The organism is Spirillospora sp. NPDC049652, from assembly GCF_040675125.1.
In the GTDB taxonomy this organism is placed as follows: domain Bacteria; phylum Actinomycetota; class Actinomycetes; order Streptosporangiales; family Streptosporangiaceae; genus Spirillospora.
This window is the reverse complement of the sequence record NZ_JBFAOF010000024.1, coordinates 1-24,379: the sequence shown is the minus strand read 5'-3', so window position 1 is coordinate 24,379 and position 24,379 is coordinate 1. Positions and strand designations below refer to the sequence as shown.

The following is a 24,379-nucleotide window of genomic DNA, read 5'->3' as shown; positions in this document are numbered from 1 at the left end:
CGCGGCCACACGGTGACGGCGGTCGAGCCGACCCCCGAGCTGCGCGCGCACGGCCGCCGCCTGCACCCCGGCGCGGGGATCGAGTGGCTGGACGACACCCTGCCCGACCTGAGCGCCGTCCATGGGACGTTCGACCTGGTCACGCTCATCGCCGTCTGGATGCACCTGGACCCGTCCGAACGTCCCCGCGCCATGCGCCGCCTCGCCGAGCTCACCGCGCCCGAGGGTCTCGTCGTGCTGACCCTCCGCCACGGCCCGACCCCGCCCGGACGGCACATGTTCGACGTCCCGGCGGACGAGACGCTCGCGCAGGCGGCCGAAACCGGGCTCCGCGCCGTCCACCGCGGCACGTGGAACGATCTGCTGGGCCGCCCCGGCGTCAGCTGGACGACCCTCGCCCTCACGCCCGGGCCTTCCTGAGGTGTCCGACCTCAGTCCTCGGCCGGGGCCGGTTGGGCCGGTTCGGGCAGCCTGCGCAGGATCTCCTCCAGGACGGCCTGCCGGGCGAGGGACGCGCTCCAGAAGAAGGACGCCAGGCCGAGGAAGAAGGTCGCCCCCGCCAGCACCGCCGCCACCACTCCGCCCACGAAGCTGGACACGTGAATCCTGACCGGAGGGAAGAAGGCGTCCCGGCCCGTGAACGCGAAGTAGGTGTCCCGCTCGATCGAGGTGAACACCAGCAGGGCTGACAAGGACGCCAGCCCGGCCGTGGCGGCCATGAAGACCCACCCGGCCGTCATCCATTCCTTGGATCTCATACGGCGATCGTGAGCGCCGCAGGTCACAGCCCGGTCGCTCCGGCCCGATCCGGCCGCGCCGCCCGGCCCCGGCAGCGCCGCCCGGCCCCCGCGCGTCAGAGCGTCACAGGTCGAGGCGGGCCAGGCGGCCGGGGTCGGACAGGATGTCGATCGCGGCGATCCGCCCGTGGACGACGGTGAAGCTCATGACCGAGACCGCCGTGCCGTCGATGCTGTTGACCAGCCCGGCGTTCCCGTTGACCAGGGCGGGACGGGTGGCGGCGGCCGTCGCCATGCGGTGGAAGGTGGGGGCCAGCGCGGCGACGGCCGCCGCCCCGCGGACGGTCTTCATGCCGCCCGCGTGCGGGCCGGCGTCGGCGCGCAGGACCACCTCGGGGTCGAGCAGACCCAGCAGCGCGTCGAAGTCGCCGCCGCGCGCGGCGGTCAGGAAGGCGTCCACGGCCTGCCGCTGACCGGCCGGGTCGGGGTCCGGGGCCGGGGCCGCGCCGCGGACGCGCCGGCGGGCGCGGCTGGCGAGCTTCTTGGCGGCCACCGGCGTGCGGTCCACGATCGGCGCTATCTGCTCGAACGGCAGGCCGAACATGTCGTGCAGGACGAACGCCAGCCGCTCCGCCGGGGGCAGGGCCTCCACCACCACCTGCAATGCCAGCCCGACCGAGTCGGCCAGCAGCACCTGGTACTCGGGGTCGGCGCCGTCGTCGAGGCTGATCACCGGGTCCGGGAGGCGCTCCTCCAGCGGCTGCTCGCCGCGCACCCTGCGGGTCCGGAGCATGTCCAGGCAGACCCGTCCGACCACGGTGGTCAGCCAGCCCCCGAGGTTGTCGATGGCGCCGGCGTCCGAGCGGGCGAGGCGCAGCCACGACTCCTGCACCGCGTCCTCGGCCTCGGCGAGCGAGCCGAGCATGCGGTAGGCGACCGCCTTCAGATGCGGGCGGTGCTCTTCGAACCGGTCGGCCAGAAAGTCGTGGGGTGTCACGGGCGCGTTCCCTTTCCTCAACCTGCGTCACAGCACTGACGGACGAGACGGGGCGAAGGTGACACGGCCGCTCCGGTCACCTTTGCCGCGTCTCGTCCGTCAGTGCGGTGAATCCGGTTGAACGACGAAAGGGATCTTCCTCATGACCACCTCCGCACCCACCCACGACGAGCTCCGGTCACGCCTGTCCGACCCGTCCCAGCTCGTGCCCGAGCTGAAGGAGATCGGCCCGGCCCTGTTCAAGGCCACCGGCAACGGAGCGATCCCGCAGGCGACCATCAGCCTGGTGCAGTTGCGCGCCGGGCAGATCGTCGGCAGCACCTACCTGTCGGTCCTGCACAGCGGCAACCTCCGCAAGGCCGGACAGAGCGAGGAGCGCATCACCGCCGTCGCGTCCTGGCGGGACGCTCCCTGGTTCACCGGCGCCGAGCGTGTCGCGCTGGCGCTGGTGGAGGCCGTCCTTACCCCGAACCCGTCCGGGGAGCGGGTCCCGGACGAGCTGTACGCCGAGGCGCGCCGGCACTACGAGGAGCAGGCGCTCGCCACGCTGATCATGGCGATCGGGCAGGTCTGCTTCTTCATGCCGCTGGCCCTCATCGGCAAGCCGGTCCCCGGCGTCGCCCCCACCGAGCAGTGGCGGAAGTGACCACCCGGTGAACCGGACCGTCCGCGCGGCCTCCCCAGGCCGCGCGGACGGTCCGCTCGCCGACCTCCGGGCGGGGTACCCGGGCGCGTCGCGGGTACGGGGACGGCCATGATCTTCGAAGGGTTCACGCTCGACCGCATCGACACCGGAGAGGCCAAACTGCGCGTCCGCCACGGCGGCTCGGGCCCGGCCGTGCTGCTGCTGCACGGGCATCCCCGGACGCACGCCACCTGGCACGAGGTCGCGCCCGTCCTCGCCGAGCGCTACACCGTAGTCTGTCCTGACCTGCGGGGATACGGGGAGTCGTCCAAGCCCGAGACGGACGCCGAGCACGCGCCCTACGCCAAACGCGCGATGGCCCGCGACTTCGTCGCGCTCATGCACGCGCTCGGCCATGACCGGTTCGCGGTCGCCGGCCACGACCGGGGCGCCCTCGCGGCGTTCCGGACGGCGATGGACCACCCGGACAAGGTCAGCGCGCTGGTCGTGATGGACGGGCTGCCCGTCGTCGAGCACCTGGAGCGCTGCGACGCCCGGTTCGCCGCCGCCTGGTGGCACTGGTTCTTCTTCGGGCAGTCCGACAAGCCCGCCGAGCGGATCATCAACGCCGACCCGGACGCCTGGTACAAGGCCACGAGCGAGCACATGGCCCCGGAGGCGTGGGCCGATTTGCAGAACGCGCTGCACGACCCGGCGACCGTCCACGGGATGCTGGAGGACTACCGCGCGGGACTCGGCATCGACCGGCGTCACGACGAGGCCGACCGCGCGGCGGGACGGCGCGTCCAGTGCCCCACGCTCGTCCTGTGGTCACAGAAGGACGATCTGGAGGAGCTGTACGGAGACCCGCGCGAGATCTGGCGTTCCTGGGCTCCTGACCTGCGCGGACACCCCATCGACTCCGGCCACCACATGGCGGAGGAGGCCCCGGCGGAAGTCGCGGCCGCGCTCCTGGCCTTCCTCGACCGGCTCAAGCTCTGAGGCGGCTTTCTCACCCGTCCGAAGTGAGGGGGACGTCCGCCCACACCGTCGTGCGCCGGCCGTCCGCGCGGTGCCCCCAGTCCGACGTGAGCGCCTGGACGATGTGCAGGCCGCGTCCGGACTCGCCCTCGGGTGAGGGACGCAGCAGCGGACGGCCGCCGTCCGCGCCGTCATCGGTCACCTCCACGCGGATGAGGTGGGGGCCGCGCAGCAGCGCGATCGTCACCTTGCCGCCCCGCCCGGATGCGGTATGCCGGATGGCGTTCCCGGCGAACTCGTCCACGACGAGCGTGACGTCCTCCAGGACGTCGCCGCCGTCGATGGCGTGCGCGGGCACGAGCGTGTCGCGGACGAATTGGCGCGCGTACCGCACCGAACGCGGATGCCCCGGCAGCGTCAGGGACGCGAGGACGGTCAGCGGTGTGTTCACGCGGAGGCCTCCGTCGCGATGCGGCGGGCGGCCTGGGCGAGGTGGCTCTCGGTGAGCATGCGCCCGCGCCACACCAGCCGCCAGCTCCCGTCCCGGGTGACGGCGAGTACGGGCTCGCTGCGCCCGTCCCGGCACGGCACGAAAAGCACGGGCTCGGCGTAATAGGGGAAGACGAGCGTCGTGGACGCGGGTATCGCCCGCAGTTCCCACGCCAGCCGCACGAGCAGCCGGAAGCGATCTTCACTCGGTGTCCTCATCGACCCTCCGTTCCATGTCAACGCAAGGTTCATGGCGGAGAGTGATCACTTCAACACTTTGCGAAGCATCGCGTTCTTCCCGTTCGCGGTGGCGTCGCGGGGCTGAAATTTCAGAAGCGGATATTGCAGAGTCCTTACGCAGGGAGTTGGCGACCGCACTCTGCGTGACAGGATTCGTCCATGGCATACGAGGAGCGCAGGGCCTACCGTCGCCGGAAGATCGGCGACGCGCTACGCGAGTTCCGTGAGGCGCGCGGTCTGACCCAGGGGGAGGCGGCCCAACTCATCGACCGTTCGGCCTCGTCGCTGAGCGCGTTCGAGAACGGACTCCAGTCCATTCGCCCCCGAGATCTGCTGTACATCCTGGACGAGTACGGCGTGACCGATGAGGCCGTGCGAAAGCGCCTGCTCTCGCTGGCACGGCAGGGGAGGCAGTACGGCTGGTGGCACACGTTCGAACAGCGCCTCGACCCGAGCGTGCTGGACTTCGCCTCGCTGGAGTCCGACGCCAGCCGCCTTCGTATCTTCACGCCGACGTATGTCCACGGCCTCTTTCAGACCGAGGACTACGCGCGGGCGATCATCACGCTTGCGGGCAAGGGATTGCCCAGCAGCCGGAGCGTCGAGACGGAGATCGAATTCCGACTCGGCCGCCAGCGGGACCTTGTGCGGGCAGGACGTTCCGTGCGCGTGGAAGTGATCCTCGGTGAGGCAGCACTCCACCAGATGTCCGGCGGCGCGGAGTTGAGGACCGCGCAGCTGGAGCGACTGCTCGCCGAGAGCGGCAGGCCCGGATTCGACCTGCGAGTCCTTCCCTTCTCGGCAGGGTTTCACGCTGGTGCGGAAGGACCGTTCACCATTCTCGACGTCGGACCGGAGCCGGATTTTCAGGTCGTGACCGTGCACAGCCTCACGCGCAGCTGGTACATCGACGAAGTGGCGGAGCTCCATATCTACGGGGAAACGTTCGACCGGATCCGCGAAGTGGCCATGTCCGAACCCGATTCCCGCAACATGATCGAAGGGCTACGCTCCGAGGTATGAGCGAGCAGCGTTTTCCCGGCTACCGGTGGCGGACCAGCAGCCACTCTTCGATCCAAGGGACGGAATGCGTGGAGGTCGGCTCGCGTCCTGGTGGGAGTCTCGTGGCCGCACGGGATTCGAAGGACCCGGCTGGGCCGGTGCTGGCGTTCGAGCCGGGGACGTGGGGCGCGTTCCTGGGGCGTGTGAAGGACGGCGCGTTCGATCTCTGAGGAGGCCCCATGACCGACTCGACCGCGAACCCCGCCGGGCCGCGCGAGGTTCTGGCGCGGTACCAGCGGGCGTCGATCGACAAGGCGCTGGACGACATGGTCGACCTGTACGCAGAGGACGCCCTGCACGAGTTCCCCTTCTCCCGCCCCGGCATCCCGTCCCGGATGCGCGGACGCGGAGAGATCCGCGCCTTCCTGGAGGCCACCTGGAAGGACGGCCCGCTCCGCTACGAGTCCTACGACGACGTGGTGATCCGCGAGACCACCGACCCCGGCGTCATCGTGGTCGAGCAGTACGCCGTCGGGACGTCGAGCGCGACCGGTCGCGGTTTCGCGCTGCCCAACATCGTCGTGATGACCGTCCGCGACGGACGTATCGTCCACTACAGGGACTACGTGAACATCCTGGCGGCGAGCGAGGCCCTGGGCATGCCGCTGGACGGCCCCCGGGCGAGCCGCGAGGTCTGAACCCTCACGACTCGCGTCCAGGGGCGGGTCCCTCAGCGGCGGACGACCGGGGCTTGGCGGTCGATCTCGCGGCCGAGGGTCATGACCATGTCCTCGAACACCGGCACTCCATGCCTCTGCCGCAGCGCGGGGAACAGGTTCTTGCGGGCGGCCATTCTGAGAATCTCGCTCAGCGCCGTGTGCGGGACGGGGCGTCCGTCGGCCAGCTCGTCGTGAGCGCGTCGCGAGAGGCGCATGAGCTCGGGATGGTCGGCGGACTCGCTGAGGATCATGCGCGTGGCGTCCTTGAGCAGCATGCGCGGAGTCTACGGGGGAGTGACCCAGCCCGTGGCGGCGATCACTTCGCGGGAGATGTCCGGAACGCGACGCCCGTCAGTGGGCACGCGCACGGTGTCCGCCGCGGCCCGTTCGTCCAGCATGCGTGCTTTGCGGATGCTGTTCCGCAGCTCATGCTCCAGCCCGGAGCCCAGCTCCCGGCCTGTCAGCCGCTCGCGCGCGGTGGTGTCGGAGGCGGTGAGCAGGATCCGGACGATCCGCACGTCCTCGCCCATGGCGCGCGCGAACATGCCCGTCGCCTCCGGGAGGACGCTCGCGGTGTTCGTGTAGACCAGGCGGCGGTATCCGAGGCGGGCGAAGTTGGCCCAGACGGCGGTCAGGTTGGCCTCGGTGATGGCTGACCGGTCGGCGTCGCCCTCGGGGGCCGGATGCACCTGCCCCAGAAAGTCCCCGTCGATGACGGCGTGACGGACGGAGGCCGCGCGGAGCAGCGCCGACACCTCCCAGCCGACCGTCGTCTTGCCGACTCCGGCGCGTCCGCCGATGAGAAGGACTTCCGCGTTAGCCATGAGGGCAGCGTGCCAGCCCGCGCCCCGGGCGGGCGATCCGATTTCCCGGACCATCCGCCGGGGGAACGGCCGGACGGCCGAACTCAGTTGGGACGGGCGGTTTCCACGTACTGGGCGACGCCCTCGCCGAACGACCAGTCGATGAACTCGTTCTCGGTGATGCTGACGAAGACGTTGCGCGGCTCGGTGCCGGTGTACTCCTGCGCCAGCTCGGCGATCCGCCGGTAGAGGGCCTGCTTCTGGTCGGCCGTCCGGCCGGAGCGCATCGTGATGCCGATGACGACGAACTCGTCGTCCCGGCGGACGCCGAGGTAGCCGTCGTCGTAGCGGACGACGCTCTGCGCGTCGCCGCCGCTGCCGCCGTTGAGCACCTGGAACAGGTCGTCCTCCGGGATGCCGATGGCCTGGACCAGGGCGTCGTGGACCGCGCGGCCGAGTCCTTCGAGTCGCTTCTGGTCGGCGCGGACCGCGTCAATACGGACGAGAGGCATTCGGGTTCCTCCTTGGAATCTGTCTCGGTTCAGCAGGTCAGGCCGGGCGTCCGGGCGTCCGGGCGCGGCTACCGGCGGACGGGCGGCGCGTCGTCGCGGACGTGTCCGGACAGCAGCCCGAGCACGCCGTCCACGGCCTGGCTGTACGCGCTCGCGTCACCGGCGGCGCGGGCGAGCACGTAGCCGCCTTGAAGAACCGCGACGAACGCGGCGGCGGTGTCGGCGGGGTCGAGGTCGTTGTCGAGTTCGCCCGCCCGCTGCGCTTCGGTGAGGACGTCGGCGAGCCTGGTCCGCAGCCAGGCGAAGGTTGTCTCGACGGGGGCGCGGAGGGCGGGGTCGGCCATGACGTCCGGGTCCTGGGTGAGGCGGCCGACGGGGCAGCCGCGCAGAGCCTCGCGTTCGCGGCGCAGGTAGGTGGTGATGCGCTGGACCGGGCTGCCCGGGGCGGAGAGTTCGGCGTCGGCGCGGTCCCGCATGTCGTCGGAGGTGCGCGTGATCGCGGCCAGCGCGAGGTCGGGCTTGCCGCGGAAGTGGTGGTACATGCTGCCCTGGCCGGCCCCGGACCGCTGCTGGACGGCCTTGGGCGAGGTGCCCACGTATCCGCGTTCCCACAGCAGTTCCCGAGCGCTCTCGATCAGCCGCTCCCTGGTGTCCATGCCATGACCGTACATACTAGTAGGTACAGAAGCAAGGGGAGCGTCCATGAGGACGGGTGACGGCGCAGGGGGCTACAGGTCGATGTCCCGGCTGAAGCTCTTTTCGATCCACGCGTGTGTCGCGTCCTGCTGGGCGGGGGGCGGTGGTCCCGGGCGGGCGCGGTCCTGGGCGGCGGCTTCCTCGTTGCGGCGGCGGTGCACGTCGGCTTCGGCGCGGCGGCGGCGCGCGGCGTCCTCCGACCGGTCGTGGGCGCCGGTCAGGCGGCCGTCGGCGAACACCAGCTCCCGGACCTCCTCGTACTTCCAGGCGCTCTGGAAGCCCATGTGGACGTACCACTCGCTGAGGAGCTCGCGGCCGAGCACCAGCCGCCCGGTGAACCGCATCGGCTCCCGAAGGCCTTGGTAGCGAGGGCCGCGAGCACCCTCACGGTGGACGGGGGCGACGCCGAACACCGTCGGCGGCTCGCCCCCGACCCGCATCTCCAGTCCCGTGAGGACGAGTTCGCCGCCCAGCACGGTGTACTCGCACACGTGGCCGCGCCAGCACGCGGTCGACAGGGGGACGGGCCGAAGCCCCAGGGCGGCCGGCGAGAACAGGCCCTCGCCGGCCTCGCCCGCCAGCGCGTACGAGCGATCCTGGTAAATCACCGCATCAGGTATTTGGCCCGTCATGCGGTAACCGTAGCCGGGCGGCGCTCAGATCTTCGGGACGGCGGCGGACGGGTCGTGTCCGGCGAAGGCCATCCCGATCACGAAGCCCGCCACCTCCTCCAACTGCCGCGCCCGGTCGAGGCCGCCGAGGACGACCGGCACTCCGCCCAGGTCACGGGCCAGTTCACCCGCGGTTTTGAGTGCGCCCGGGTCGTCGCCGCACATCACGACGACCGGCCCCCGTGACACCTCCGCCGAGTCCTCCGAGGAGGCGTCGCCGGGGGCGGACGCCCACTGGGTGAACGGGAACGTGTGGAACGCCTTCACCACGTGCGCGCCGGGCGCGGCGTCCGCGATCCGCCCTGCCATCGACTCGCCCGGCGCGATGACCAGGCGTCCGATGCCGTGCTCGACGGCGTTCGTCGCGTCGATGAGCACCGTTCCGGACGGGACGTCCGCCAGCGCCACCATGGACTCGGCCGCGTCCCAGGCGACGGCGACCAGGACGGCGTCCCGTCCGGTGGCGACGGCCTCCGGCACGACAGCCTCTGCGCCCACCTCGTCCGCCAGTGCCCGCGCCTTCGCGGCCGACCGGCCCGCGATCGCGACCTCATGCCCCGCGCGCGCCCAGCGCGCACCGAGCGTCCTCGCCATGTGCCCCGTCCCGATGATGCCGATTCGCATTCCGCTGCCTTCCGTCGCTGTTCGGAGCGGCCAATCTAGGCATCGCGAAACGCACCATCCGGTGCGCATCGGATCGGGGATCATGGGCGGGTGACCGCTGACCTGACCAGGGACGAGCCGCGCGACCACGCCGGCGAGCTGATCGTCGACTGCCGCATGCGGACGGGCCTCGAACTGCTCGCCCACACCTGGGACCCGCTCGTCATCATCGCCCTGCGCGACGAGCCGCTGCGCCGCCGCGCGGTCAGGGACGCCCTCGGCGGCGTCAGCGACAAGGTTTTGACGGAGGCCCTGCACCGGCTGCTCGCCAACGGGCTGGTCACCCGCCGCTCCTTCGCCGAGGCCCCGCCGCGCGTCGAGTACGCCCTCACCCCGCTCGGCCGAAGCCTCTTCGAAGGGCCGCTCAGGGCCCTGGGGGACTGGCTGAGCGGACACGCCGACGAACTTCTCGCAGCTCAGGAGGCCGCCGAGGCAGGATGACCGGCGCAGGCCGATGAGTTTCCGCCCGCCCGGCGGTCACTCTCGGTACCACTCCGAAGGAGGAGACATGCTGGCCGAACCCGTCGAAGCCACCGACCTCAACATCTACGGCGAGGCGAAACTGCCCTGGAGCCGGGTGGCGGAGGGCCTCGCCGCCGGGCTGCCGCTGCCGGAGACGCCCGTGTTCCTCGGGACGGTCGGCCCGGACGGCCGTCCGCACTCGGCGGGCATCGGCGTCGCCGAGTCCGAGGGCCGCCTGTACTTCACCAGCGGCCCCGGGACCCGCAAGTCGCAGCGCCTGGCGGCCAACCCCGCCTGCACGCTCTCCGCGCGCCTGCCCGGCGTGGACCTCGTCCTCGAAGGGACCGCCGAGCGGACCACCGACGCGGCCGAGATCGCCCGGGTCGCCGCCGTCTACGCCGCCGGGGGCTGGCCCGCCGAGCCCGCCGGCGACGCGATCACCGCGCCCTACAGCGCGCAGAGCGCCGGGCCGGGCCCGTGGCACCTCTACCGCTTCACCGCCCGCGCGGCCGTAGGCGTCGCCATCGCCGAACCCTACGGCGCCACCCGCTGGCACTTCGCCTGACCGCCCGAGCCCGGCCCCGGCTGTGCGTCAGCCGCGTTCTGTGCTGAGGGGCGGGCCGGGCGCGGGGGTCTTGCTGGTGCGTCCGGCCGTCAGCGTTCGGATGCCGAGGTGGGCGAAGGGGAGGATCAGGACGAGGTCGGCGATGTGCGCCACGGCGACCTCGCGGGGGATCCTGCTCAGCGGGAAGACCAAGGCCCCGGCGACCATCAGGACGCCGGTCGGCAGCGGCAGGTGGCGGATGCGGGTCAGCACGGCGCCGAGCACCGCCATGCTGGTCGGGAACAGCACGCCCGCGACCCAGAGGGTGAGGAACGCGGCGACCGGGTGCTCGCCCACGAGCCGGACGGTCTCGGCGTGCGAGGCCCCGAACAGCTCCTCGTACATGCCCTGCAGGCCGAAGGACGCGCCGCCGAGGCAGCCGTACACCGCGAGCGGGAACGCGACCGCCGCGTACCGGGGGACGCGGTCCTCGATGTCGTGGAAGACGCGCGCCAGGCCGACGATCCAGAGGAGCGTCGCGACCATGATGAACGCGCCGGTGGTGATGCCCTGCCGCTGGCCCTGCCAGAAGAACGAGGACGCCGCCTGGACGACCGGGGCCAGGATCAGGCAGCTCCCGGCGATGAGTCTGGTGTGTGAATCCATGCCCTGGACGGTAGGAAAACGCGGCGCGGATTCCGTCAGCCCCCGGAACGCTCCGCGCTACGGCGTTCGCCGCACGGCCGCTACTCCGGGCGCGGTATCCCGGACAGGCCCGACTGGTAGGCGATCACGACCAGGTGCGCGCGGTCGCGGGCCCCGAGTTTCAGCATCGCCCGGTTGACGTGCGTCTTCGCGGTCATGGGACGCATCTCCAGCCGGTCCGCGATGTCCTGGTTGGTCAGGCCCTCCGCGACCAGCGCCACGACCTGCCGCTCGCGGGCGGTGAGCGCCGCCAGCCGTCCCGGTTCGACCGGTGCCCGGCCCGCCGGGCCCGAGCGGCCCACGAACGCCGAGATCAGCCGCCTGGTCACGCTCGGCGCGAGCAGCGCGTCGCCCGCCACCACCGTCCGGACGGCCCGCCGCAGCTCGTCCGGGGCGATGTCCTTGAGCAGGAAGCCGCTCGCGCCCGCGTGCAGCGCCCCGAACACGTACTCGTCGTCGTCGAACGTCGTCAGCACCACGACGCGGGTGGCGGCGAGCCGCTCGTCCGCGAGGAGCGTCCGCGTGGCGTCCAGGCCGTCCGTGCCGGGCATGCGGACGTCCATGAGGACGACGTCCGGGCGGTGCTCCCGGGCGAGCGCGACCGCCTCGTCGCCGTCCGCCGCCTCGCCGACGACCTCGATGTCCTCGGCGCGTTCGAGCAGCGCCCGGAACCCGGCGCGCACCAGCGTCTGGTCATCGGCCAGAAGCACCCGGATCGGAATGTCCCGCGTCATGTCGTCCCCTTCCAGGGCAGCCATGCGCGCACCCGGAACCCGCCCTCGCCGGCCACCGGTCCGGCGTCGACCCGGCCGCCCAGCCCGGCCGCGCGCTCGGCCATGCCCCGCAGCCCGAAACCGCCGCCGCCCTGCGCGGGGACGGTGTCCGAGACGCCGTGGCCGTCGTCCCGGATCTCAAGATCAAGGCCGCCGTCACGGTACCGGACGGCCACCTCGACCGTCTCCGGATCACCGTGGCGCACGGCGTTGGCCAGTGCCTCCTGCACGATCCGGTAGGCCGTGAGGCCGACGACGCGCGGGACCGCGCGGGCCTCGCCCTCCGTCCGGACCGTGATGCGCGGCCCGGTGTCGCCGTAGGTGCGGGCGAGCCGGTCCAGGTCGCCGAGGCCCGGCGCGGGAACGGTCCCCTCCGCGTCCCCGTCCTCGCGCAGCACCCGGACGGTCGCCCGCAGCTCCCCGAGAGCCTCGCTGGTCGCCAGCCGCACCGCCCGCAGCGCCTCGCGGGCGCGCGCGGGATCGTCGTCCAGGAACTCCGCCGCGACGCTCGACTGCACCCCGATGACCGTGATCGTGTGCGCCGACACGTCGTGCAGCTCACGCGCGATCCGGATCCGCTCCTCGGCGACCCGCCGCGCGGTCTCGTCCTCGCGCCGCCGCGCCAGCGCCGCGATCCGCCCCTCGAACTCCAGCCGCCTCGCGCGCCTGCTGCGGACGGCGTCCCCGAGCAGCAGCATCGTCGCGAACAGCACGGTCGTCCCGTCCAGGACGGAGTCGAACAGCCCCACGCCGGTGTGACGCGCCCGCCCTTCGAGATCGGCCACGATGAGGCCGGCGGCCAGGACGAGCCCCATACGCCGCCGGGGCGCGGCCGCCACCGAGTACAGCGCCACCCACACCGCGACGGCCGGAGCGCCGCCCGGGTAGTCGAGCAGGTGGTAGACCAGCCACTGCGCCCCCACGAGCGCGAGGACGAGCGCGGGCCACCGCTGGCGCCCCGCCAGGCAGGCGGCCATCGCGACCCCGAGACCGAACGCCCATCCGTCGGCGGCCCTGCCGCCGGTCCCCGCCGTCCCCGTGCCGATCCGGTACGCGTCGCCGAGTGCGGCGACCGCGCAGACGGCGGCGTCGAGGACCCAGGGGGTGGCGAGAAGTCTGCGCTGCGTGAGACGTCCCAAGTTGGTGCGTAATGCTGCGATCCGCCCGTCCATCCCGAGCACGATCCCACGAGCCTTCCGACCTTGCTAGAGAACGCGTGGGGGACTGGGCGCGCGAAGGCCGCCCTCCCTGCGGAAGACGGCCTCAGCCCGCTACTTCACTTCGCGCTTGACCAGCCGGTACGCGCCGATCGCCAGGGGCAGCAGCATCCAGAGCGCGACGGCCGTCCCCGCCCTCGCCCACTCGGTGCCGGTGGCCGGGGTCTCGCCGCTCAGCGGCTCGAACGCGCGGTTCGTGTCGAGCCACGCGGACGCGTCGCGCAGCGCCTTCACCATCGTGCCGACCGTCGTCCACGCCGTCGGCAGGACGAAGTAGAGCACGATCGCGACCGGCGAGTTCATCAGCGCGGCCCCGAACGCGACGCCGATCAGCACCGTCGCGACCTCCACGAGCAGCATCGACCCGATCGCGCGCACCGGGATGCCCCAGTCGCCCGACGACAGGCCGAACGCGCCGCCGACGGCGCGGCCGAGGAAGCCGAGCAGCAGGCCGAGCAGCACGAACCCGGTCGCGAGCACGACCGCCGCGAGCGCCTTGGCCGCCAGGACCCGCAGCCGCTGCGGGACGAGCGTGAACGTCGTCAGCGCCGTCCGCTGCGACCACTCGCCCGTCACCGCGAGGATGCCGACGACCGGCAGCAGCAGGCCCACGCCGACCTGGGACAGTGCGAACAGCTGGCCCGCCGACTGCTCGTCCCCGGGCCGGAACGCCATGAACACCACGACCGCGGCGACCGCGACCAGCGCGATGATCGCCAGCAGCCAGCGGCCCGCGCGGGTGTCGGTCATCTTGCGCAGCTCGACCAGCGTGAGCCGCGTCAGCGGCGGACGCGCCGGGGCCTGGGCCAGATCCAGCACGGTCATCGGACTGCCTCCTGCGGAACGGGTGACTGCGCCGCCGGACGGGCCTGCCCGCCGGTGAGGGTGAGGAAGAGCTCCTCCAGGCCGCCCCCGCCGGCCTGGCGCAGCTCCACCAGCACGACCCCGGACGCGGCGGCCGCCCGTCCGACGGCCTCGGCCGGGGCCTACACCACGAGCGCCTCGCCCGTCCCGTCGGCGGCCGCCTCGCGGCGGACGACCGGCAGGCCCGCCCCGGCCAGCGCCGTGGTGAGGGCCGCCGGGTCCAGCGCGCGGACGAGCGTCCGGCCGGACGGCGTGAGCAGCTCGGACTTGGTCCCGCTCGCCGCGACCCGGCCGCCAGCGATCACCACGAGCGTGTCGGCGACCGCCTCCACCTCGTGCAGCAGGTGCGAGGACAGCAGCACGGTGCCGCCCCGGTCGGCGAAGCCGCGCAGCAGCGAGCGCATCCAGTAGATGCCCTCGGGGTCCAGGCCGTTGGCGGGCTCGTCGAGGATCAGCACGGACGGGTCCCCGACCAGCGCCTGCGCGATCCCGAGCCGCTGCCGCATGCCGAGCGAGTAGTCGCCGACGCGGCGGGTCGCGGCCCGGCCCGCGAGGCCGACCGTCTCCAGCATCTCGTCCGCGCGCCCGCCTGGGACGCCGAGCAGGCGCGCGGTCAGCGCGAGCGTCTCGCGGCCGGTGCGGCCCGCGTGCTGGGCGGACGCGTCCAGCAGCACCCCGACGTGCCGCCCGGGGTTGGGCAGCGACGCGAACGGCACCCCGAGCACGGTCGCCGTCCCGGACGAGGCGGGCGTCAGCCCGCAGATCATGCGCATCGTGGTGGACTTGCCGGCGCCGTTCGGCCCGAGGAACCCCGTCACGGTGCCCGGGCGGCACACGAAACTCACGTCCCGCACCGCCGTGGCCGGGCCGTAGCGCTTGGTCAGTCGCTCGACTTCGATCATGCCTCCAGCCTCGCGTTCCGAGCGTGATGCCCGAAACGTCCGAAGGTCGGGGAGTGATCGACGGAGGTCTATACCCGGGCGGCCGTCGGTCGGACGGGGCCGCGCGCGCCGAACGTCAGGCGTCGAGCGCGGCGTCGTGGACGAGCAGCGCGATCTGGACGCGGTTGTTGAGCTCCAGCTTCGCCAGCAGCCGGGACACGTACGCCTTCACCGTCGCCACGCTCAGCGACAGCTCGCGGCCGATTTCGCTGTTGGTGAGGCCGCGCCCGACGCGGGTCGCGACGGCCAGCTCGCCCTCGCTCAGCCGGTCGAGCAGCGCGCGCGCCCGCTCCCGGCGCGGGTCGACCCCGGCCTCGGCGACGTACCCCATCATCTTGCGCAGCACCGGCGGGGACAGCATCGGCTCCCCGGCCGCGACCTGCCGGATCGCCCGGATGATCTCCGGCGGCGGGGTGTGCTTGAGCAGGAAGCCGCTCGCCCCCGCGCGCATCGCCCGCAGGATGTGGTCGTCGGTGTCGAAGGTGGTCAGGATGATGATCTCGGGCGGCTCGCGGCGGGACCGCAGCAGCTGGGTCGCGGCCAGGCCGTCCACGCGCGGCATCCGGATGTCCATCAGCACCACGTCCGGGCGGTGCTCGTTCACGGCCGGGACGACCTCGGAGCCGTCCGCGACGTCCGCGACGATCTCCAGGTCGTCCGCCCCCGCCAGCATCATCGCCAACCCCGCGCGGACGAGCGGGTCGTCGTCCACGATGAGCACCCGGATCACCTCAGCCACGTCCCCACTCTAGGAGTCGCCGAGCGGTAGCCGGGCCACCAGCAGGAACGTCTCCTGCGGCGTCCGCCCGTGCGCCAGCGTCCCGCCGACCAGCGCCACCCGCTCGTCCAGCCCCAGCAGCCCGGCCCCCGCCCCCGGCAGGCCCGAGACCGCCCGTCCGCTCTCCGGGGACGCGTCGTGCGCGGTCCCCGGCGGAAGCGGATTCTCGATGCGGACGACCAGCTCGCCGTCCTCCACGCGCAGCGCGACACGCACCCGGGCCCCCGGCGCGTGCTTGCGCGCGTTGGTCAGGCCCTCCTGGACGATCCGATACGCGTGCCGCCCGATCCGCGCGGGCACCTCCCCGCCCGGAACGCCGGAGTCGGCTCTCCCGCGGAGGGTCCGCACGTCCAACTCCACCCGGTCCCCGGCGTCGCGGGCCTCGGTGACCAGGGACGAAAGGTCGGCCAGCGTCGGCTGAGGCCGCTCCGGGGCGCGGTCCGACGTCTCCGGGACGGCGCGCAGGACGCCGATGACCTCGCGCAGGTCCTCCATCGCCTCGTAGGCGCCGCGCCGGATGATCCCCGCGGCGTCGCGCTGCGCTTGCGGCGCGTCCGGGCCGAACTCCAGGGCCCCGGCGTGGACGGCGAGCAGCGAGATCCGGTGCGCCAGCACGTCGTGCATCTCGCGCGCGAGCCGCTCGCGCTCCAGCAGCCGCGCCTCCTCGACGCGCAGCCGCTGCCCCTCCTCGGCCTGCCGGGCGCGTTCGCGCAGCGACTCGACCAGCAGCCGCCGCGACCTGACCAGCATCCCGGCCGTGACCAGGACGGCGTGGGTCAGCGTGAAGACGACCGCCCCCTCCACCAGCCCCTGCCGGGAGGTGGCGACCAGCACCATCAGCCCGCAGACGACCGCCGTCTGCGCCAGCGCTATCGGCACCGCCACCCGCCACGGCCGCAGCGCCGCGACGCTGAACAGCGCGACCGCCGTCACCCCGTAGGCCGCGGCCCCCGCCAACTGCGCGAGGGTCAGCCCGACCGCCAGCGCCACCGGGAACCGCCGCCGGAACAACAGCATCGCCAGGCAGCACAACACGCCCAGGACCAGCTCCCGGACCTCCGCGTGGACGCTGTTCTGCCTCGGCTGGTCGATCTGGGACAGCCCGACCGTGACGAACCCCAGCAGCGCCGCCAGCGCCGTGACGCCGATGTCGCCGGCCCATTCCCGGGCCGACCGTCCGCCTCTCACCGCACCGACGCTACCGAGGAGCCCGCGCCCCGCGAGCCCGCCATCGGTCGTCCGCCCATCGACTTTGGTCTATCCCCACCGCCCGGCGCTTGACCCTCACACTAATGTCAGCCTTTACGATCCCCGCTGGAACGATCAAGGACGAGAGGGGGGGCGTCGATGCCCGGAGTGGTGATCATCGGTGCGGGGCCGGGGGTCGGGCAGGCCGTGGCACGCAGGTTCGCCGCGGAGGGCCTGCCGGTCGCCCTGCTCGCCCGCAACCGCGAGACCCTCCAGGCCGCGGCCGAGGCGCTCGCGCCCACGGGAGTCCCGGTCGCCACCTTCACCGCCGACGCCGCCGACAAGTCCAGCCTGGAGGCCGCGCTCGACAAGGCCGTCGCCGAGCACGGCGTCCCGGACGCCGTCGTCTACAACGCGGCGCTCATCCGCCCGGACGTCCTCGGCGAACTGTCGGTGCGCGACCACCTGGACGCCTGGGCGGTCAACGTGGTCGGCGCCGCGAACGCCGCCGCCCACCTCGCCCCGGCCATGGCCGAACGCGGCGGCGGCACGTTCATCATCACCGGCGGCATGCCCGAGCCGAAGCCGGAGTACGTCAGCCTCTCGCTGGGCAAGGCGGGCGTCCGGACCCTGGTCACCCTCATCGACCAGCAGTACGGCGCGTCCGGCGTGCACGCGGCGACCGTCACGATCGCCGGCCCGGTCGCCCCCGGCACCGACTTCGACCCCGACGACATCGCCGAGCACTACTGGACCCTCCACACCCAGCCCCGCCCGACCTGGCAACAAGAAATCCTCCACCCCGGCCGCGACTAGCTCCTCCCGCCTCCCGGACTCCGACGTCGCCCCGGGCTTCCTTGGACGTCGACGATGGTTTAGGCGTCCTCGGAGTGGCGGGCGCGGTGGGTGCGGAGTTTGTGGCGGTTGCCGCAGCGTTCCATCGAGCACCAGCGGCGGGCGCCCGGGCGGGACGAGTCGACGAACACCAGGGGGCAGTTGTCGCTCGCGCATTCGCGGAAGCGGTCGGCGAGCGGCCCGGTCAGCAGGTCGATCATCTCCCGCGCCAGCGTCGACAGCGCCTGCGTCGCGGTCACCGGGGCCGCCCAGCCGACTGTGGCCCCCTCGTCCCGGAGTTCGGGGGCCAGGGGAGGGGCGGACGCGGCGCTGTTGATGACCGCGACCTGGTCGGCGGGTGGCGGCAGGCCGTCGGCCCGGGCGTGCGCCACGACCCAGAGGGCCTGCCGCAGGGTCTTGGCGGCGCGCAGTTCCGCGGCCGTCACCGGAGCCGTCAGGACGGCCGACAGTGGGGGTGCCGCCAGCCATTCGGCCAGGTCGGCGGGGTCGTGGAGGGTCTCGAAGACCGCGTACCTGCCCTCGCCGCCGGTGTAGACGAAGTCGAGGCAGACGGCCCCGGCGTCGAACCGGAACGACCCGCCCTTGGGGTCGTGGAGAACCCGTCCGGTTGTGCGCGCTCGCATGAAACCAGTATAACTGGTGTCGAGCGACACCGCTTATACCGGTTTCAGGAGGGCATTCGATGAGCGTTCGACACGTCAACCCCGAGGGCTTGCATCGCAGCCCCGCGTTCAGCCAGGCCGTCGTGGTCGAGCGACCGGCCAAGACGATCTACGTCGGCGGGCAGAACGGGGTCGGCCCGGACGGGAAGGTCGTCGGCCCCACGGTCGCGGAGCAGGCCGCCCAGGCGCTGCGCAACCTGGCGACCATCCTGGAGAGCGAGGGAGCGACGCTCGCGGACATCGTCCACTGGCGCATCGCCGTCGTGGAGGGCCACTCCTTCAACGACGGCTACGCCGCCTTCCAGGAGATGTGGGACCCGAAGAACCCGCCGCCCGCGATCACCGTCCACGTCGTCGCCGGCCTCAATCCCGGCTGCCTCGTCGAGATCGACGCCGTCGCCGCCCTCTGACCGCCTGCCGATCGCTCCGCCCGGGGCCGCCCCCCGGGGACGGGCAGTGCCGCGTCCCCGGGGGCGGGCAGTGCGCCGCCGGCTCCGACGGAAGGTCAGGTGAGGGGAGCGGTGGTCACGGGTTGGCCGAGGGCGCTGCCCTGCAGCCAGTCCTCCCAGGACTTCGCCCACGGGGTGGGGCCGTTGCCGAACCGGAGCTTGCGGGACGTGCCGGTGACCTCGATGATGTCGCCGCGGTTGGTGAAGTCGAAGAACCACTTGGCGTCCGAGGGCGCGGCGTTCACGCAGCCGTGGCTGACGTTGGAGTTGCCCTGGGCCCCCGTGGACCACGGCGCGGCGTGGACGAACGTGCCGCTGTAGGTCATGCGGACGTTCCAGTCCGTCGGGATCCGGTACGCGCCGGGGTCGCCGGTGGTCGCGGAGTCCATGATGATGTGGGCGTCCTTCTCCTGCGCGATCATGACGCCGGTGTAGCTGTCGTCGCCCGGACGGCCCAGGCTGACCGGCAGCGTGCGGACCAGCTTCCCGCCGTTGTAGACCTTCGCCTCGTGGTCCTCCGCGCTGATGCGGGTGTAGTGCTTCGCGCCGATGGTGAAGGCGAGCGTGCGGTCCTTCACGCCGTAGAGGCCGGTGCCCGCCTTCACCCCGGACAGGTGCGCGACCAGCTTCACCTTCGTGCCGGACGGCCAGTACTCCTTCGGCCGGAAGTCGACCTCCCGGTCGCTGATCCAATACCACGCGCCCGTGACCGGAGTGGACGTCCGCAGCTCCAAAGAGCGCTCGACGGCCTGCTTCCCCGTCTTCGTCGCGACGTCGCGGCTCAGCATCAGCTGGATGGGGATGCCGACACCGACGGGCTCGCCGTTCAGCGGCGCGAGCCCGCTCTCCAGCTTGCGCTGGGCGGCGAGCGTGGTGAACGTGGAGGTCACCGCGCCCTTCTTCCCGCCGTCGCCGTGCGCGGTCACGGTGTAGGTCGCACCCGGCGTCAGCCCCCAGGACGTCTGCCAGCTCTTACCGTCCGGCGACAGCCTGCCCTCGGCCTTGCGGCCCTTGGCGTCGGCCACGGCGACGTCGGTCACCCTGCCCTTCGCGGCCTTCACCACCACGGGCTGGTCGGGCGCGACCTGTTGCGCGCCGTTGGCGGGAGTGATCGTCAGTGGGGGAGCGTCGTCCTTCTTGCCGCCCTCGCCGGACTTCCCGCCGCCCCCGGACGAGCACCCCGCCACCACCAGCGTCAACGCGGCAGCCAGCGCCACGCCTTTCACAGTCTTGCCCACGCGTTTACCTCCCCGTCGTCCCCTTCAGGGTAAGCACGGGCGTCCTACCCAGAAGGGCGGGCGGGATTCTGTGGATAAACGTGTGAGAGCCGCGCCATCGGCGCGGCTCTCACACGTTCACGCAGGTCAGATCACGGGGACGCGATGCGCTCGATTCCCGGGGGCAGCTCCGCCGCGGCGGCGCGGTCGAGCAGGAACAGCGTGGAACGCCGACCGCGCGCGCCCGCCACCGGCACCTGCACCGGCCCGGCCTCGGGCGACAGCCCCAACCGGACGGCCTTGGACTTCGACCCGCCCGCCGCGAGCACCCACACGTCCCGCGCCGCCCGCAGGGACGGCAGGGTCAGCGAGATGCGCGTCGGCGGCGGCTTCGGCGCGCCGCGCACGCCCACCACCGGACGCTCGTCGTACAGCGCGGGCATGCCGGGGAACAGCGACGCGACGTGCGCGTCCGGACCGACACCGAGCATCAGAACGTCGAACGACGGGACGGGCCCGTGGTCCTCCGGACGCGCCGCGCGGCGCAGCTCCTCGGCGTACCGGGCGGCGGCGGCCTCGGGGTCGGCGCCGTCGGGGCCGTTGGTCGCGGGCATCGGGTGCACCCGCGCCGGGTCGAGGTCCACGTGGTCCAGCAGCGCCTCGCGCGCGCCGGTCTCGTTGCGCTCGGGGTCACCGGTCGGCAGGAAGCGCTCGTCGCCCCACCAGATGTCCAGCTTGCGCCAGTCGATCGCGTCCCGCGCGGGCGTGGCGTTCAGCGCGGACAGGACGGCCGTGCCGACGCCGCCGCCGGTCAGCACCACCGAGGCGGTGCCGCGCGCGGCCTGCGCGTCCACGATCCGGGTGACCAGCCGGGCGGCCGCGGCCTTCGCCAGCAGCTCCTGGTCGCGGTGGACCAGGACGGCGGGGGTGCTCACTTGCCCGACCCCGAACGCTTGGCCGGCGCCGCCTTCTTCGCCGCGCCGTCCTTGTCCTCGCCGCCGGCCTTCTTACCCGCCGCGCCGGACGCGCCGGGCGCGCCGGCCTCCTGCGGCGTGGTCGCGGCCGTCAGGTCCTTGGCGAACCGCGTCACCGCGTCCTGGTACACCTCGTCCGGGTCGAGCCGGCGCAGCTCCTCGGCCAGCAGGTCGGCCATCGGACGGCGGTGCAGCGCGACCTGCCGGTCCGGCTGCCCCGGACGCGACAGCGTCGCGACCCGCCCGTCGTGGCGCGACACCTCGATGTCGCCCTCCTTGGTCGTCAGCCGGACGCCCGTGATGCCCGGCCCCTCGGAGGCCGTCCGGACGACCCGGATGCCGAGCCGCACCTCCAGCCAGGCCGCCAGCAGCTCCGCGGACGGGCTGTCCGGCTCCGCCGACACCTCGCCCACGGTGATCTCCTCGTGGTCCTGGTCGAGCGCGGCCGCCAGCAGCGAGCGCCAGTTGGTGATGCGGGTCCAGCCGAAGTCGGTGTCGCCGGGCCGGTACACCTCGGCGAGCCGGGCGAGCGTGCCGAGCCGGTCGCGGGCCGCGTAGGAGTCGGTCACCCGGCGCGCGGCGAGCGCGCCCAGCGGGTCGCCCGCCGGGACCTTCGGGACCCGGCCGCCCGGCCACCAGGTGACCACGGGCGTGTCCGGCATCAGCAGCGGCACGACGACCGAGTCGGCGTGCTCGGCGAGCGGGCCGTACATGCGCAGCAGGACCGTCTCGCCCGGACCGGTCTCGCCCATCCGGATCTCGGCGTCCAGCCGGGACGAGCTGCCGCGCGCGTCCCGCGAGATCACCGTCAGCACCCGGCAGGGGTGCTCGCGGGCGGCCTCGGTCGCCGCCCGGACCGCGTCGTACTGGGCCGACTCGTCGGTGACGATGATCAGGGTCAGCACCATGCCGACGGCCGGGCCGCCCATCAGGTGCCGGGCCTGGGTCAGCGACTCCTGGATCCGGCGGGTGGTGGTGTCGGTGAGGTCAATGTTCATGGGTTAGAGCCGCCTCCAGACACGGCCGTCGCGCGCCATCATCTCGTCCGCGCCGTCGGGACCGTAGCCGCCCGACTTGTACTGCTCGACCTTCTTGTGCGCCGCCCAGTGCTCCTCGACCGGGTCGAGGATCCGCCAGGACAGCTCGACCTCCTCCTGCCGCGGGAACAGCGGCGGGTCGCCGATCAGCACGTCCAGGATCAGCCGCTCGTACGCCTCGGGGGACGACTCGGTGAACGACTCGCCGTAGGCGAAGTCCATGTTCACGTCGCGGATCTCCATCGAGGTGCCCGGCACCTTCGAGCCGAACCGGACGGTGATCCCCTCGTCCGGCTGCACCCGCATGACCAGGGCGTTCTGCCCCAGCTCCTCGGTGTCGGTCTGGGAGAACGGCTGGTGCGGGGCCTGCTGGAAGATCAGCGCGACCTCGGTGACGCGGCGCGACAGCCGCTTGCCGGTGCGCAGGTAGAACGGCACGCCCGCCCAGCGGCGGCTGTCGATCTCCAGCTTGACCGCCGCGTAGGTCTCGGTGGTGGACGACTGGGGGATGCCCTCCTCCTCCAGGTAGCCCATCACCTTCACGCCGCCCTGCCAGCCCGCGGCGTACTGGCCGCGCGCGGTCGCCAGGGACAGGTCGTCCGGCAGCCGCACCTGCGACAGGATCTTGGCCTTCTCGGATCGCACGGCCGCGGAGCTGAACGAGGTCGGCTCCTCCATCGCGGTCAGCGCGAGCAGCTGGAGCAGGTGGTTCTGGATGACGTCGCGGGCGGCGCCGATGCCGTCGTAGTACCCGGCGCGTCCGCCGATGCCGATGTCCTCGGCCATCGTGATCTGCACGTGGTCCACGTAGGACCGGTTCCAGATCGGCTCGAACATCGTGTTGGCGAACCGCAGCGCCAGGATGTTCTGCACGGTCTCCTTGCCGAGGTAGTGGTCGATCCGGAAGATCGACTCCTCGGGGAAGACGCGGTGCACGATGTCGTTGAGCTCCTGGGCCGACTTCAGGTCGTGCCCGAACGGCTTCTCGATGACGACCCGCCGCCAGGAGTTCTCCGACCGCTCGGCGAGGCCGCTGCGCTGCAGCTGCTCGGTGACGGTCGAGAAGAACTTCGGCGGGATCGACAGGTAGAAGGCGTAGTTGCCGCCGGTGCCGCGGCTGGTGTCCAGCTCCTTGACCGCCATGGCCAGGGCGTCGAACGCGCCGGGGTCGTTGAACTCGCCGGGGACGAAGTGCATGCCCTCCGACAGGTGGTTCCAGACGTCCTCGCGGAACGGGGTGCGCGCGTGCTCCTTGACCGCCTCGTAGGCGATCTGCCGGAAGTCCTGGTGGTCCCAGTCGCGGCGGGCGAAGCCCACCAGCGAGAACCCGGGCGGCAGCAGCCCCCGGTTGGCCAGGTCGTAGATGGCCGGAAGCAGCTTCTTGCGCGACAGGTCCCCGGTGACCCCGAACAACACCAGCACGCACGGCCCGGCCACACGTGGCAGCCGCTTGTCCCGCGGATCCCGGAGCGGATTGGGTGCTGTGTCCGTCACGTGGCGGTCCCCTCTTCTCGCACTATGCCGTGGACCGTTCCTGCCCACTTGTTTCCTGTGCTCCCTCGCCGCGCCGCGCACGGCGCGCGCCGTCCGCGCGGGCGAGGGCGTCGCGGGCGGCGTGCCGGGCCGGACGCGCGGCGCCGGTCCCGGACCGGCGCGGAGACGCCGGTCACCCCCAGGTATACGCCCATCTCGCGAAGATCATTCCCCTCGGCGGGGTAACGGCAACCCCAGGCGACTGTCAGAGCCCGGTCCGTCACCCCGTGGCCCGTGCTCTCGTGCCGGCGTCCTCGGCCGAGGTCGAGGTCGGGGCCGCCGTCGAGGTCGTGGCCCCGCCCAGCGCGCGGACCGCCTCGGTGAGGCGTCCCGCACCCTCGACCGCGTCCCGCAGGTGGACGCGGACGACCGGCAGGCCCAGCGCGCGCAGCGCCCGCTCCTCGGCGAGCGCGCGGGCGAGCTGCAGCGTCGCCAGCCCGTACGGACGGCCCGGCACCGGCATGTCGGCGACCGGGTCGCCCTCCGGCGGGTCGCCCGTCACGAGCAGGAACGCCCCGCCGCCGGGCCCGCGCTTGTGCACCGACCCGGTCGCGTGCAGATACCCCGGGCCCGCGCCGTAAACCACCGGGCGGCCCGTGTGCCGGGCCAGCGTCGGCGCCAGGTAACGGCCGGAGAGCTCCCCGGACAGGTACGTCACCACCGACAGGTAGCCCTCCGGCGGCACCTGCGCCAGCAGCGCCACGAGCGCCGCCGACAGGCCGTCGGCCAGCTGCGGGACGGGCAGGTCGGTGTGGATCTCCACGTCGCCGTCGGCGAACGCCGGACGGCCGGCCGGCAGCGGCCCGCCCGCCGCCGCGGCCAGCAGCGAGGCCGCGTCGTCCTCGGCGTCCTGGGCGACGGTCCCGCCGGGCTCGAACGGGTTGACGCCGAGCAGCCACCCCGCGACCGCCGTCGCGTACTCCCACAGCAGGAACTGCGCGCCGAGCGGCGCCCACACCGAGGTCTCGGCGTCGCCGTGCGTCCCCTGCCTGGGGTTCAGCGCGATGCCGTGCGCGTCGGTCAGCGCCGCCGGGCTGCCGGGCGG

The 24,379-nt window shown here is 72.9% G+C and carries 32 protein-coding genes and 1 pseudogene; 10 read left to right on the top strand and 23 right to left on the bottom strand.

From position 1 onward, the window contains the following. A partial coding sequence (locus AB0J52_RS03665) for a class I SAM-dependent methyltransferase (RefSeq protein ID WP_500180001.1) occupies positions 1 to 420 on the top strand: 420 nt, incomplete at its 5' end. A gap of 11 nt (positions 421 to 431) precedes the next feature. On the opposite strand, the gene AB0J52_RS03660 is transcribed toward AB0J52_RS03665, so the two are convergent. Further along, complete coding sequence (locus AB0J52_RS03660; protein ID WP_500180000.1) at positions 432 to 758, bottom strand: hypothetical protein; 327 nt, start codon at positions 756 to 758, stop codon at positions 432 to 434. Positions 759 to 861: 103 nt separating this feature from the next. Next, positions 862 to 1,734 (bottom strand): sigma-70 family RNA polymerase sigma factor, encoded by an 873-nt coding sequence (locus tag AB0J52_RS03655; RefSeq protein ID WP_500179999.1) that lies wholly within the window; start codon positions 1,732 to 1,734, stop codon positions 862 to 864. Positions 1,735 to 1,876: 142 nt separating this feature from the next. On the opposite strand from AB0J52_RS03655, the gene AB0J52_RS03650 reads away from it, so the two are divergent. Continuing rightward, positions 1,877 to 2,380 carry a carboxymuconolactone decarboxylase family protein gene (locus AB0J52_RS03650; protein WP_500179998.1) on the top strand — a complete coding sequence of 168 codons (504 nt, stop codon included), beginning with the start codon at positions 1,877 to 1,879 and terminating at the stop codon, positions 2,378 to 2,380. 108 nt (positions 2,381 to 2,488) lie between these two features. Then, positions 2,489 to 3,361: an alpha/beta fold hydrolase gene (locus tag AB0J52_RS03645; protein ID WP_500179997.1), complete on the top strand. Its 873-nt coding sequence runs from the start codon at positions 2,489 to 2,491 to the stop codon at positions 3,359 to 3,361. Positions 3,362 to 3,371: 10 nt separating this feature from the next. On the opposite strand, the gene AB0J52_RS03640 is transcribed toward AB0J52_RS03645, so the two are convergent. Next, complete coding sequence (locus AB0J52_RS03640) at positions 3,372 to 3,791, bottom strand: ATP-binding protein (protein WP_500179996.1); 420 nt, start codon at positions 3,789 to 3,791, stop codon at positions 3,372 to 3,374. Then, complete coding sequence (locus AB0J52_RS03635; RefSeq protein ID WP_500179995.1) at positions 3,788 to 4,048, bottom strand: hypothetical protein; 261 nt, start codon at positions 4,046 to 4,048, stop codon at positions 3,788 to 3,790. Before AB0J52_RS03635 ends, AB0J52_RS03640 begins: the two co-directional genes overlap by 4 nt. A gap of 180 nt (positions 4,049 to 4,228) precedes the next feature. Here AB0J52_RS03635 and AB0J52_RS03630 point away from each other — a divergent pair, with 180 nt between their 5' ends. From AB0J52_RS03630 to AB0J52_RS03620, 3 genes are read left to right on the top strand one after another with little or no spacing between them, the layout of a single operon-like run. Continuing rightward, positions 4,229 to 5,092: a helix-turn-helix domain-containing protein gene (locus AB0J52_RS03630; protein ID WP_500179994.1), complete on the top strand. Its 864-nt coding sequence runs from the start codon at positions 4,229 to 4,231 to the stop codon at positions 5,090 to 5,092. Further along, positions 5,089 to 5,301, top strand: coding sequence for a DUF397 domain-containing protein (locus AB0J52_RS03625; protein ID WP_500179993.1), 213 nt, complete (start codon positions 5,089 to 5,091; stop codon positions 5,299 to 5,301). Before AB0J52_RS03630 ends, AB0J52_RS03625 begins: the two co-directional genes overlap by 4 nt. A gap of 9 nt (positions 5,302 to 5,310) precedes the next feature. Beyond that, positions 5,311 to 5,769: a nuclear transport factor 2 family protein gene (locus tag AB0J52_RS03620; protein ID WP_500179992.1), complete on the top strand. Its 459-nt coding sequence runs from the start codon at positions 5,311 to 5,313 to the stop codon at positions 5,767 to 5,769. A 32-nt stretch (positions 5,770 to 5,801) separates the two neighbouring features. On the opposite strand, the gene AB0J52_RS03615 is transcribed toward AB0J52_RS03620, so the two are convergent. From AB0J52_RS03615 to AB0J52_RS03590, 6 genes are all read right to left on the bottom strand, one after another. Then, positions 5,802 to 6,065, bottom strand: a complete 264-nt coding sequence (locus AB0J52_RS03615) for a hypothetical protein (RefSeq protein WP_500179991.1) — start codon at positions 6,063 to 6,065, stop codon at positions 5,802 to 5,804. 9 nt (positions 6,066 to 6,074) lie between these two features. After that, positions 6,075 to 6,614 carry a P-loop nucleotide/nucleoside kinase family protein gene (locus tag AB0J52_RS03610; protein ID WP_500179990.1) on the bottom strand — a complete coding sequence of 180 codons (540 nt, stop codon included), beginning with the start codon at positions 6,612 to 6,614 and terminating at the stop codon, positions 6,075 to 6,077. An 83-nt stretch (positions 6,615 to 6,697) separates the two neighbouring features. Further along, positions 6,698 to 7,105: a tautomerase family protein gene (locus AB0J52_RS03605; RefSeq protein ID WP_500179989.1), complete on the bottom strand. Its 408-nt coding sequence runs from the start codon at positions 7,103 to 7,105 to the stop codon at positions 6,698 to 6,700. A gap of 68 nt (positions 7,106 to 7,173) precedes the next feature. After that, positions 7,174 to 7,761 (bottom strand): TetR/AcrR family transcriptional regulator, encoded by a 588-nt coding sequence (locus AB0J52_RS03600; RefSeq protein ID WP_500179988.1) that lies wholly within the window; start codon positions 7,759 to 7,761, stop codon positions 7,174 to 7,176. Positions 7,762 to 7,833: 72 nt separating this feature from the next. Continuing rightward, positions 7,834 to 8,409: a hypothetical protein gene (locus tag AB0J52_RS03595; protein WP_500179987.1), complete on the bottom strand. Its 576-nt coding sequence runs from the start codon at positions 8,407 to 8,409 to the stop codon at positions 7,834 to 7,836. 48 nt (positions 8,410 to 8,457) lie between these two features. Continuing rightward, positions 8,458 to 9,096 (bottom strand): NADPH-dependent F420 reductase, encoded by a 639-nt coding sequence (locus tag AB0J52_RS03590; protein WP_500179986.1) that lies wholly within the window; start codon positions 9,094 to 9,096, stop codon positions 8,458 to 8,460. Positions 9,097 to 9,186: 90 nt separating this feature from the next. Here AB0J52_RS03590 and AB0J52_RS03585 point away from each other — a divergent pair, with 90 nt between their 5' ends. After that, on the top strand, positions 9,187 to 9,576 hold the full coding sequence (locus tag AB0J52_RS03585; protein ID WP_500179985.1) for a winged helix-turn-helix transcriptional regulator: 390 nt from the start codon (positions 9,187 to 9,189) through the stop codon (positions 9,574 to 9,576). A gap of 67 nt (positions 9,577 to 9,643) precedes the next feature. Beyond that, on the top strand, positions 9,644 to 10,162 hold the full coding sequence (locus AB0J52_RS03580; protein ID WP_500179984.1) for a pyridoxamine 5'-phosphate oxidase family protein: 519 nt from the start codon (positions 9,644 to 9,646) through the stop codon (positions 10,160 to 10,162). Positions 10,163 to 10,189: 27 nt separating this feature from the next. Here the strand turns inward: AB0J52_RS03580 and AB0J52_RS03575 are convergent, their stop codons facing one another. From AB0J52_RS03575 to AB0J52_RS03545, 7 genes are all read right to left on the bottom strand, one after another. Beyond that, positions 10,190 to 10,807, bottom strand: a complete 618-nt coding sequence (locus AB0J52_RS03575; RefSeq protein ID WP_500179983.1) for a hypothetical protein — start codon at positions 10,805 to 10,807, stop codon at positions 10,190 to 10,192. 80 nt (positions 10,808 to 10,887) lie between these two features. Continuing rightward, positions 10,888 to 11,604 (bottom strand): response regulator transcription factor, encoded by a 717-nt coding sequence (locus tag AB0J52_RS03570; RefSeq protein ID WP_500179982.1) that lies wholly within the window; start codon positions 11,602 to 11,604, stop codon positions 10,888 to 10,890. After that, positions 11,577 to 12,791, bottom strand: a complete 1,215-nt coding sequence (locus tag AB0J52_RS03565) for a sensor histidine kinase (RefSeq protein WP_500179981.1) — start codon at positions 12,789 to 12,791, stop codon at positions 11,577 to 11,579. Before AB0J52_RS03565 ends, AB0J52_RS03570 begins: the two co-directional genes overlap by 28 nt. 99 nt (positions 12,792 to 12,890) lie before the next feature. Then, positions 12,891 to 13,661, bottom strand: coding sequence for an ABC transporter permease (locus AB0J52_RS03560; RefSeq protein WP_500179980.1), 771 nt, complete (start codon positions 13,659 to 13,661; stop codon positions 12,891 to 12,893). A gap of 161 nt (positions 13,662 to 13,822) precedes the next feature. Then, entirely contained in the window at positions 13,823 to 14,602 is a 780-nt protein-coding gene (locus tag AB0J52_RS03555; protein WP_500179979.1) for an ABC transporter ATP-binding protein, read from the bottom strand. Between the two features lie 115 nt (positions 14,603 to 14,717). Beyond that, a complete protein-coding gene (locus AB0J52_RS03550; RefSeq protein ID WP_500180002.1) occupies positions 14,718 to 15,371 on the bottom strand; it encodes a response regulator transcription factor in 654 nt (217 codons plus the stop codon). A gap of 18 nt (positions 15,372 to 15,389) precedes the next feature. Next, positions 15,390 to 16,607 carry a sensor histidine kinase gene (locus AB0J52_RS03545; protein WP_500179978.1) on the bottom strand — a complete coding sequence of 406 codons (1,218 nt, stop codon included), beginning with the start codon at positions 16,605 to 16,607 and terminating at the stop codon, positions 15,390 to 15,392. Between the two features lie 159 nt (positions 16,608 to 16,766). Here AB0J52_RS03545 and AB0J52_RS03540 point away from each other — a divergent pair, with 159 nt between their 5' ends. Beyond that, positions 16,767 to 17,423 carry an SDR family NAD(P)-dependent oxidoreductase gene (locus tag AB0J52_RS03540; RefSeq protein ID WP_500179977.1) on the top strand — a complete coding sequence of 219 codons (657 nt, stop codon included), beginning with the start codon at positions 16,767 to 16,769 and terminating at the stop codon, positions 17,421 to 17,423. 59 nt (positions 17,424 to 17,482) lie between these two features. Here the strand turns inward: AB0J52_RS03540 and AB0J52_RS03535 are convergent, their stop codons facing one another. Beyond that, a complete protein-coding gene (locus AB0J52_RS03535; protein ID WP_500179976.1) occupies positions 17,483 to 18,085 on the bottom strand; it encodes a CGNR zinc finger domain-containing protein in 603 nt (200 codons plus the stop codon). 59 nt (positions 18,086 to 18,144) lie between these two features. On the opposite strand from AB0J52_RS03535, the gene AB0J52_RS03530 reads away from it, so the two are divergent. After that, positions 18,145 to 18,534 carry a RidA family protein gene (locus tag AB0J52_RS03530; protein ID WP_500179975.1) on the top strand — a complete coding sequence of 130 codons (390 nt, stop codon included), beginning with the start codon at positions 18,145 to 18,147 and terminating at the stop codon, positions 18,532 to 18,534. Between the two features lie 95 nt (positions 18,535 to 18,629). Here AB0J52_RS03530 and AB0J52_RS03525 read toward each other — a convergent pair whose 3' ends face one another. The 5 genes and pseudogenes from AB0J52_RS03525 to AB0J52_RS03505 all read right to left on the bottom strand — a co-directional run. After that, a complete protein-coding gene (locus AB0J52_RS03525; protein WP_500179974.1) occupies positions 18,630 to 19,811 on the bottom strand; it encodes a L,D-transpeptidase in 1,182 nt (393 codons plus the stop codon). A gap of 131 nt (positions 19,812 to 19,942) precedes the next feature. Then, on the bottom strand, positions 19,943 to 20,725 hold the full coding sequence (pgl, locus tag AB0J52_RS03520) for a 6-phosphogluconolactonase (protein ID WP_500179973.1): 783 nt from the start codon (positions 20,723 to 20,725) through the stop codon (positions 19,943 to 19,945). Then, complete coding sequence (locus AB0J52_RS03515) at positions 20,722 to 21,762, bottom strand: glucose-6-phosphate dehydrogenase assembly protein OpcA (protein WP_500179972.1); 1,041 nt, start codon at positions 21,760 to 21,762, stop codon at positions 20,722 to 20,724. Before AB0J52_RS03515 ends, pgl begins: the two co-directional genes overlap by 4 nt. Before the next feature lie 3 nt (positions 21,763 to 21,765). After that, positions 21,766 to 23,295: a glucose-6-phosphate dehydrogenase gene (gene zwf, locus AB0J52_RS03510; protein WP_500179971.1), complete on the bottom strand. Its 1,530-nt coding sequence runs from the start codon at positions 23,293 to 23,295 to the stop codon at positions 21,766 to 21,768. Between the two features lie 259 nt (positions 23,296 to 23,554). Beyond that, positions 23,555 to 24,379 (bottom strand): annotated as a pseudogene (locus AB0J52_RS03505) (phosphoheptose isomerase); the annotation flags it as partial.

Excerpts from the sequence above, each read along its gene's own strand:
- AB0J52_RS03575 (WP_500179983.1), bottom strand. The coding sequence starts at position 10,807 with ATGGATTCACACACCAGACTCATCGCCGGGAGCTGCCTGATCCTGGCC.
- AB0J52_RS03630 (WP_500179994.1), top strand. The coding sequence starts at position 4,229 with ATGGCATACGAGGAGCGCAGGGCCTACCGTCGCCGGAAGATCGGCGAC.
- AB0J52_RS03620 (WP_500179992.1), top strand. The coding sequence starts at position 5,311 with ATGACCGACTCGACCGCGAACCCCGCCGGGCCGCGCGAGGTTCTGGCG.
- AB0J52_RS03660 (WP_500180000.1), bottom strand. The coding sequence starts at position 758 with ATGAGATCCAAGGAATGGATGACGGCCGGGTGGGTCTTCATGGCCGCC.
- AB0J52_RS03560 (WP_500179980.1), bottom strand. The coding sequence starts at position 13,661 with ATGACCGTGCTGGATCTGGCCCAGGCCCCGGCGCGTCCGCCGCTGACG.
- AB0J52_RS03605 (WP_500179989.1), bottom strand. The coding sequence starts at position 7,105 with ATGCCTCTCGTCCGTATTGACGCGGTCCGCGCCGACCAGAAGCGACTC.
- AB0J52_RS03540 (WP_500179977.1), top strand. The coding sequence starts at position 16,767 with ATGCCCGGAGTGGTGATCATCGGTGCGGGGCCGGGGGTCGGGCAGGCC.
- AB0J52_RS03615 (WP_500179991.1), bottom strand. The coding sequence starts at position 6,065 with ATGCTGCTCAAGGACGCCACGCGCATGATCCTCAGCGAGTCCGCCGAC.
- AB0J52_RS03590 (WP_500179986.1), bottom strand. The coding sequence starts at position 9,096 with ATGCGAATCGGCATCATCGGGACGGGGCACATGGCGAGGACGCTCGGT.
- AB0J52_RS03555 (WP_500179979.1), bottom strand. The coding sequence starts at position 14,602 with ATGATCGAAGTCGAGCGACTGACCAAGCGCTACGGCCCGGCCACGGCG.
- AB0J52_RS03515 (WP_500179972.1), bottom strand. The coding sequence starts at position 21,762 with ATGAACATTGACCTCACCGACACCACCACCCGCCGGATCCAGGAGTCG.
- AB0J52_RS03565 (WP_500179981.1), bottom strand. The coding sequence starts at position 12,791 with ATGGACGGGCGGATCGCAGCATTACGCACCAACTTGGGACGTCTCACG.
- AB0J52_RS03650 (WP_500179998.1), top strand. The coding sequence starts at position 1,877 with ATGACCACCTCCGCACCCACCCACGACGAGCTCCGGTCACGCCTGTCC.
- AB0J52_RS03610 (WP_500179990.1), bottom strand. The coding sequence starts at position 6,614 with ATGGCTAACGCGGAAGTCCTTCTCATCGGCGGACGCGCCGGAGTCGGC.
- AB0J52_RS03600 (WP_500179988.1), bottom strand. The coding sequence starts at position 7,761 with ATGGACACCAGGGAGCGGCTGATCGAGAGCGCTCGGGAACTGCTGTGG.
- AB0J52_RS03535 (WP_500179976.1), bottom strand. The coding sequence starts at position 18,085 with ATGCGAGCGCGCACAACCGGACGGGTTCTCCACGACCCCAAGGGCGGG.
- AB0J52_RS03570 (WP_500179982.1), bottom strand. The coding sequence starts at position 11,604 with ATGGCTGCCCTGGAAGGGGACGACATGACGCGGGACATTCCGATCCGG.
- AB0J52_RS03635 (WP_500179995.1), bottom strand. The coding sequence starts at position 4,048 with ATGAGGACACCGAGTGAAGATCGCTTCCGGCTGCTCGTGCGGCTGGCG.
- AB0J52_RS03625 (WP_500179993.1), top strand. The coding sequence starts at position 5,089 with ATGAGCGAGCAGCGTTTTCCCGGCTACCGGTGGCGGACCAGCAGCCAC.
- AB0J52_RS03645 (WP_500179997.1), top strand. The coding sequence starts at position 2,489 with ATGATCTTCGAAGGGTTCACGCTCGACCGCATCGACACCGGAGAGGCC.
- AB0J52_RS03580 (WP_500179984.1), top strand. The coding sequence starts at position 9,644 with ATGCTGGCCGAACCCGTCGAAGCCACCGACCTCAACATCTACGGCGAG.
- AB0J52_RS03530 (WP_500179975.1), top strand. The coding sequence starts at position 18,145 with ATGAGCGTTCGACACGTCAACCCCGAGGGCTTGCATCGCAGCCCCGCG.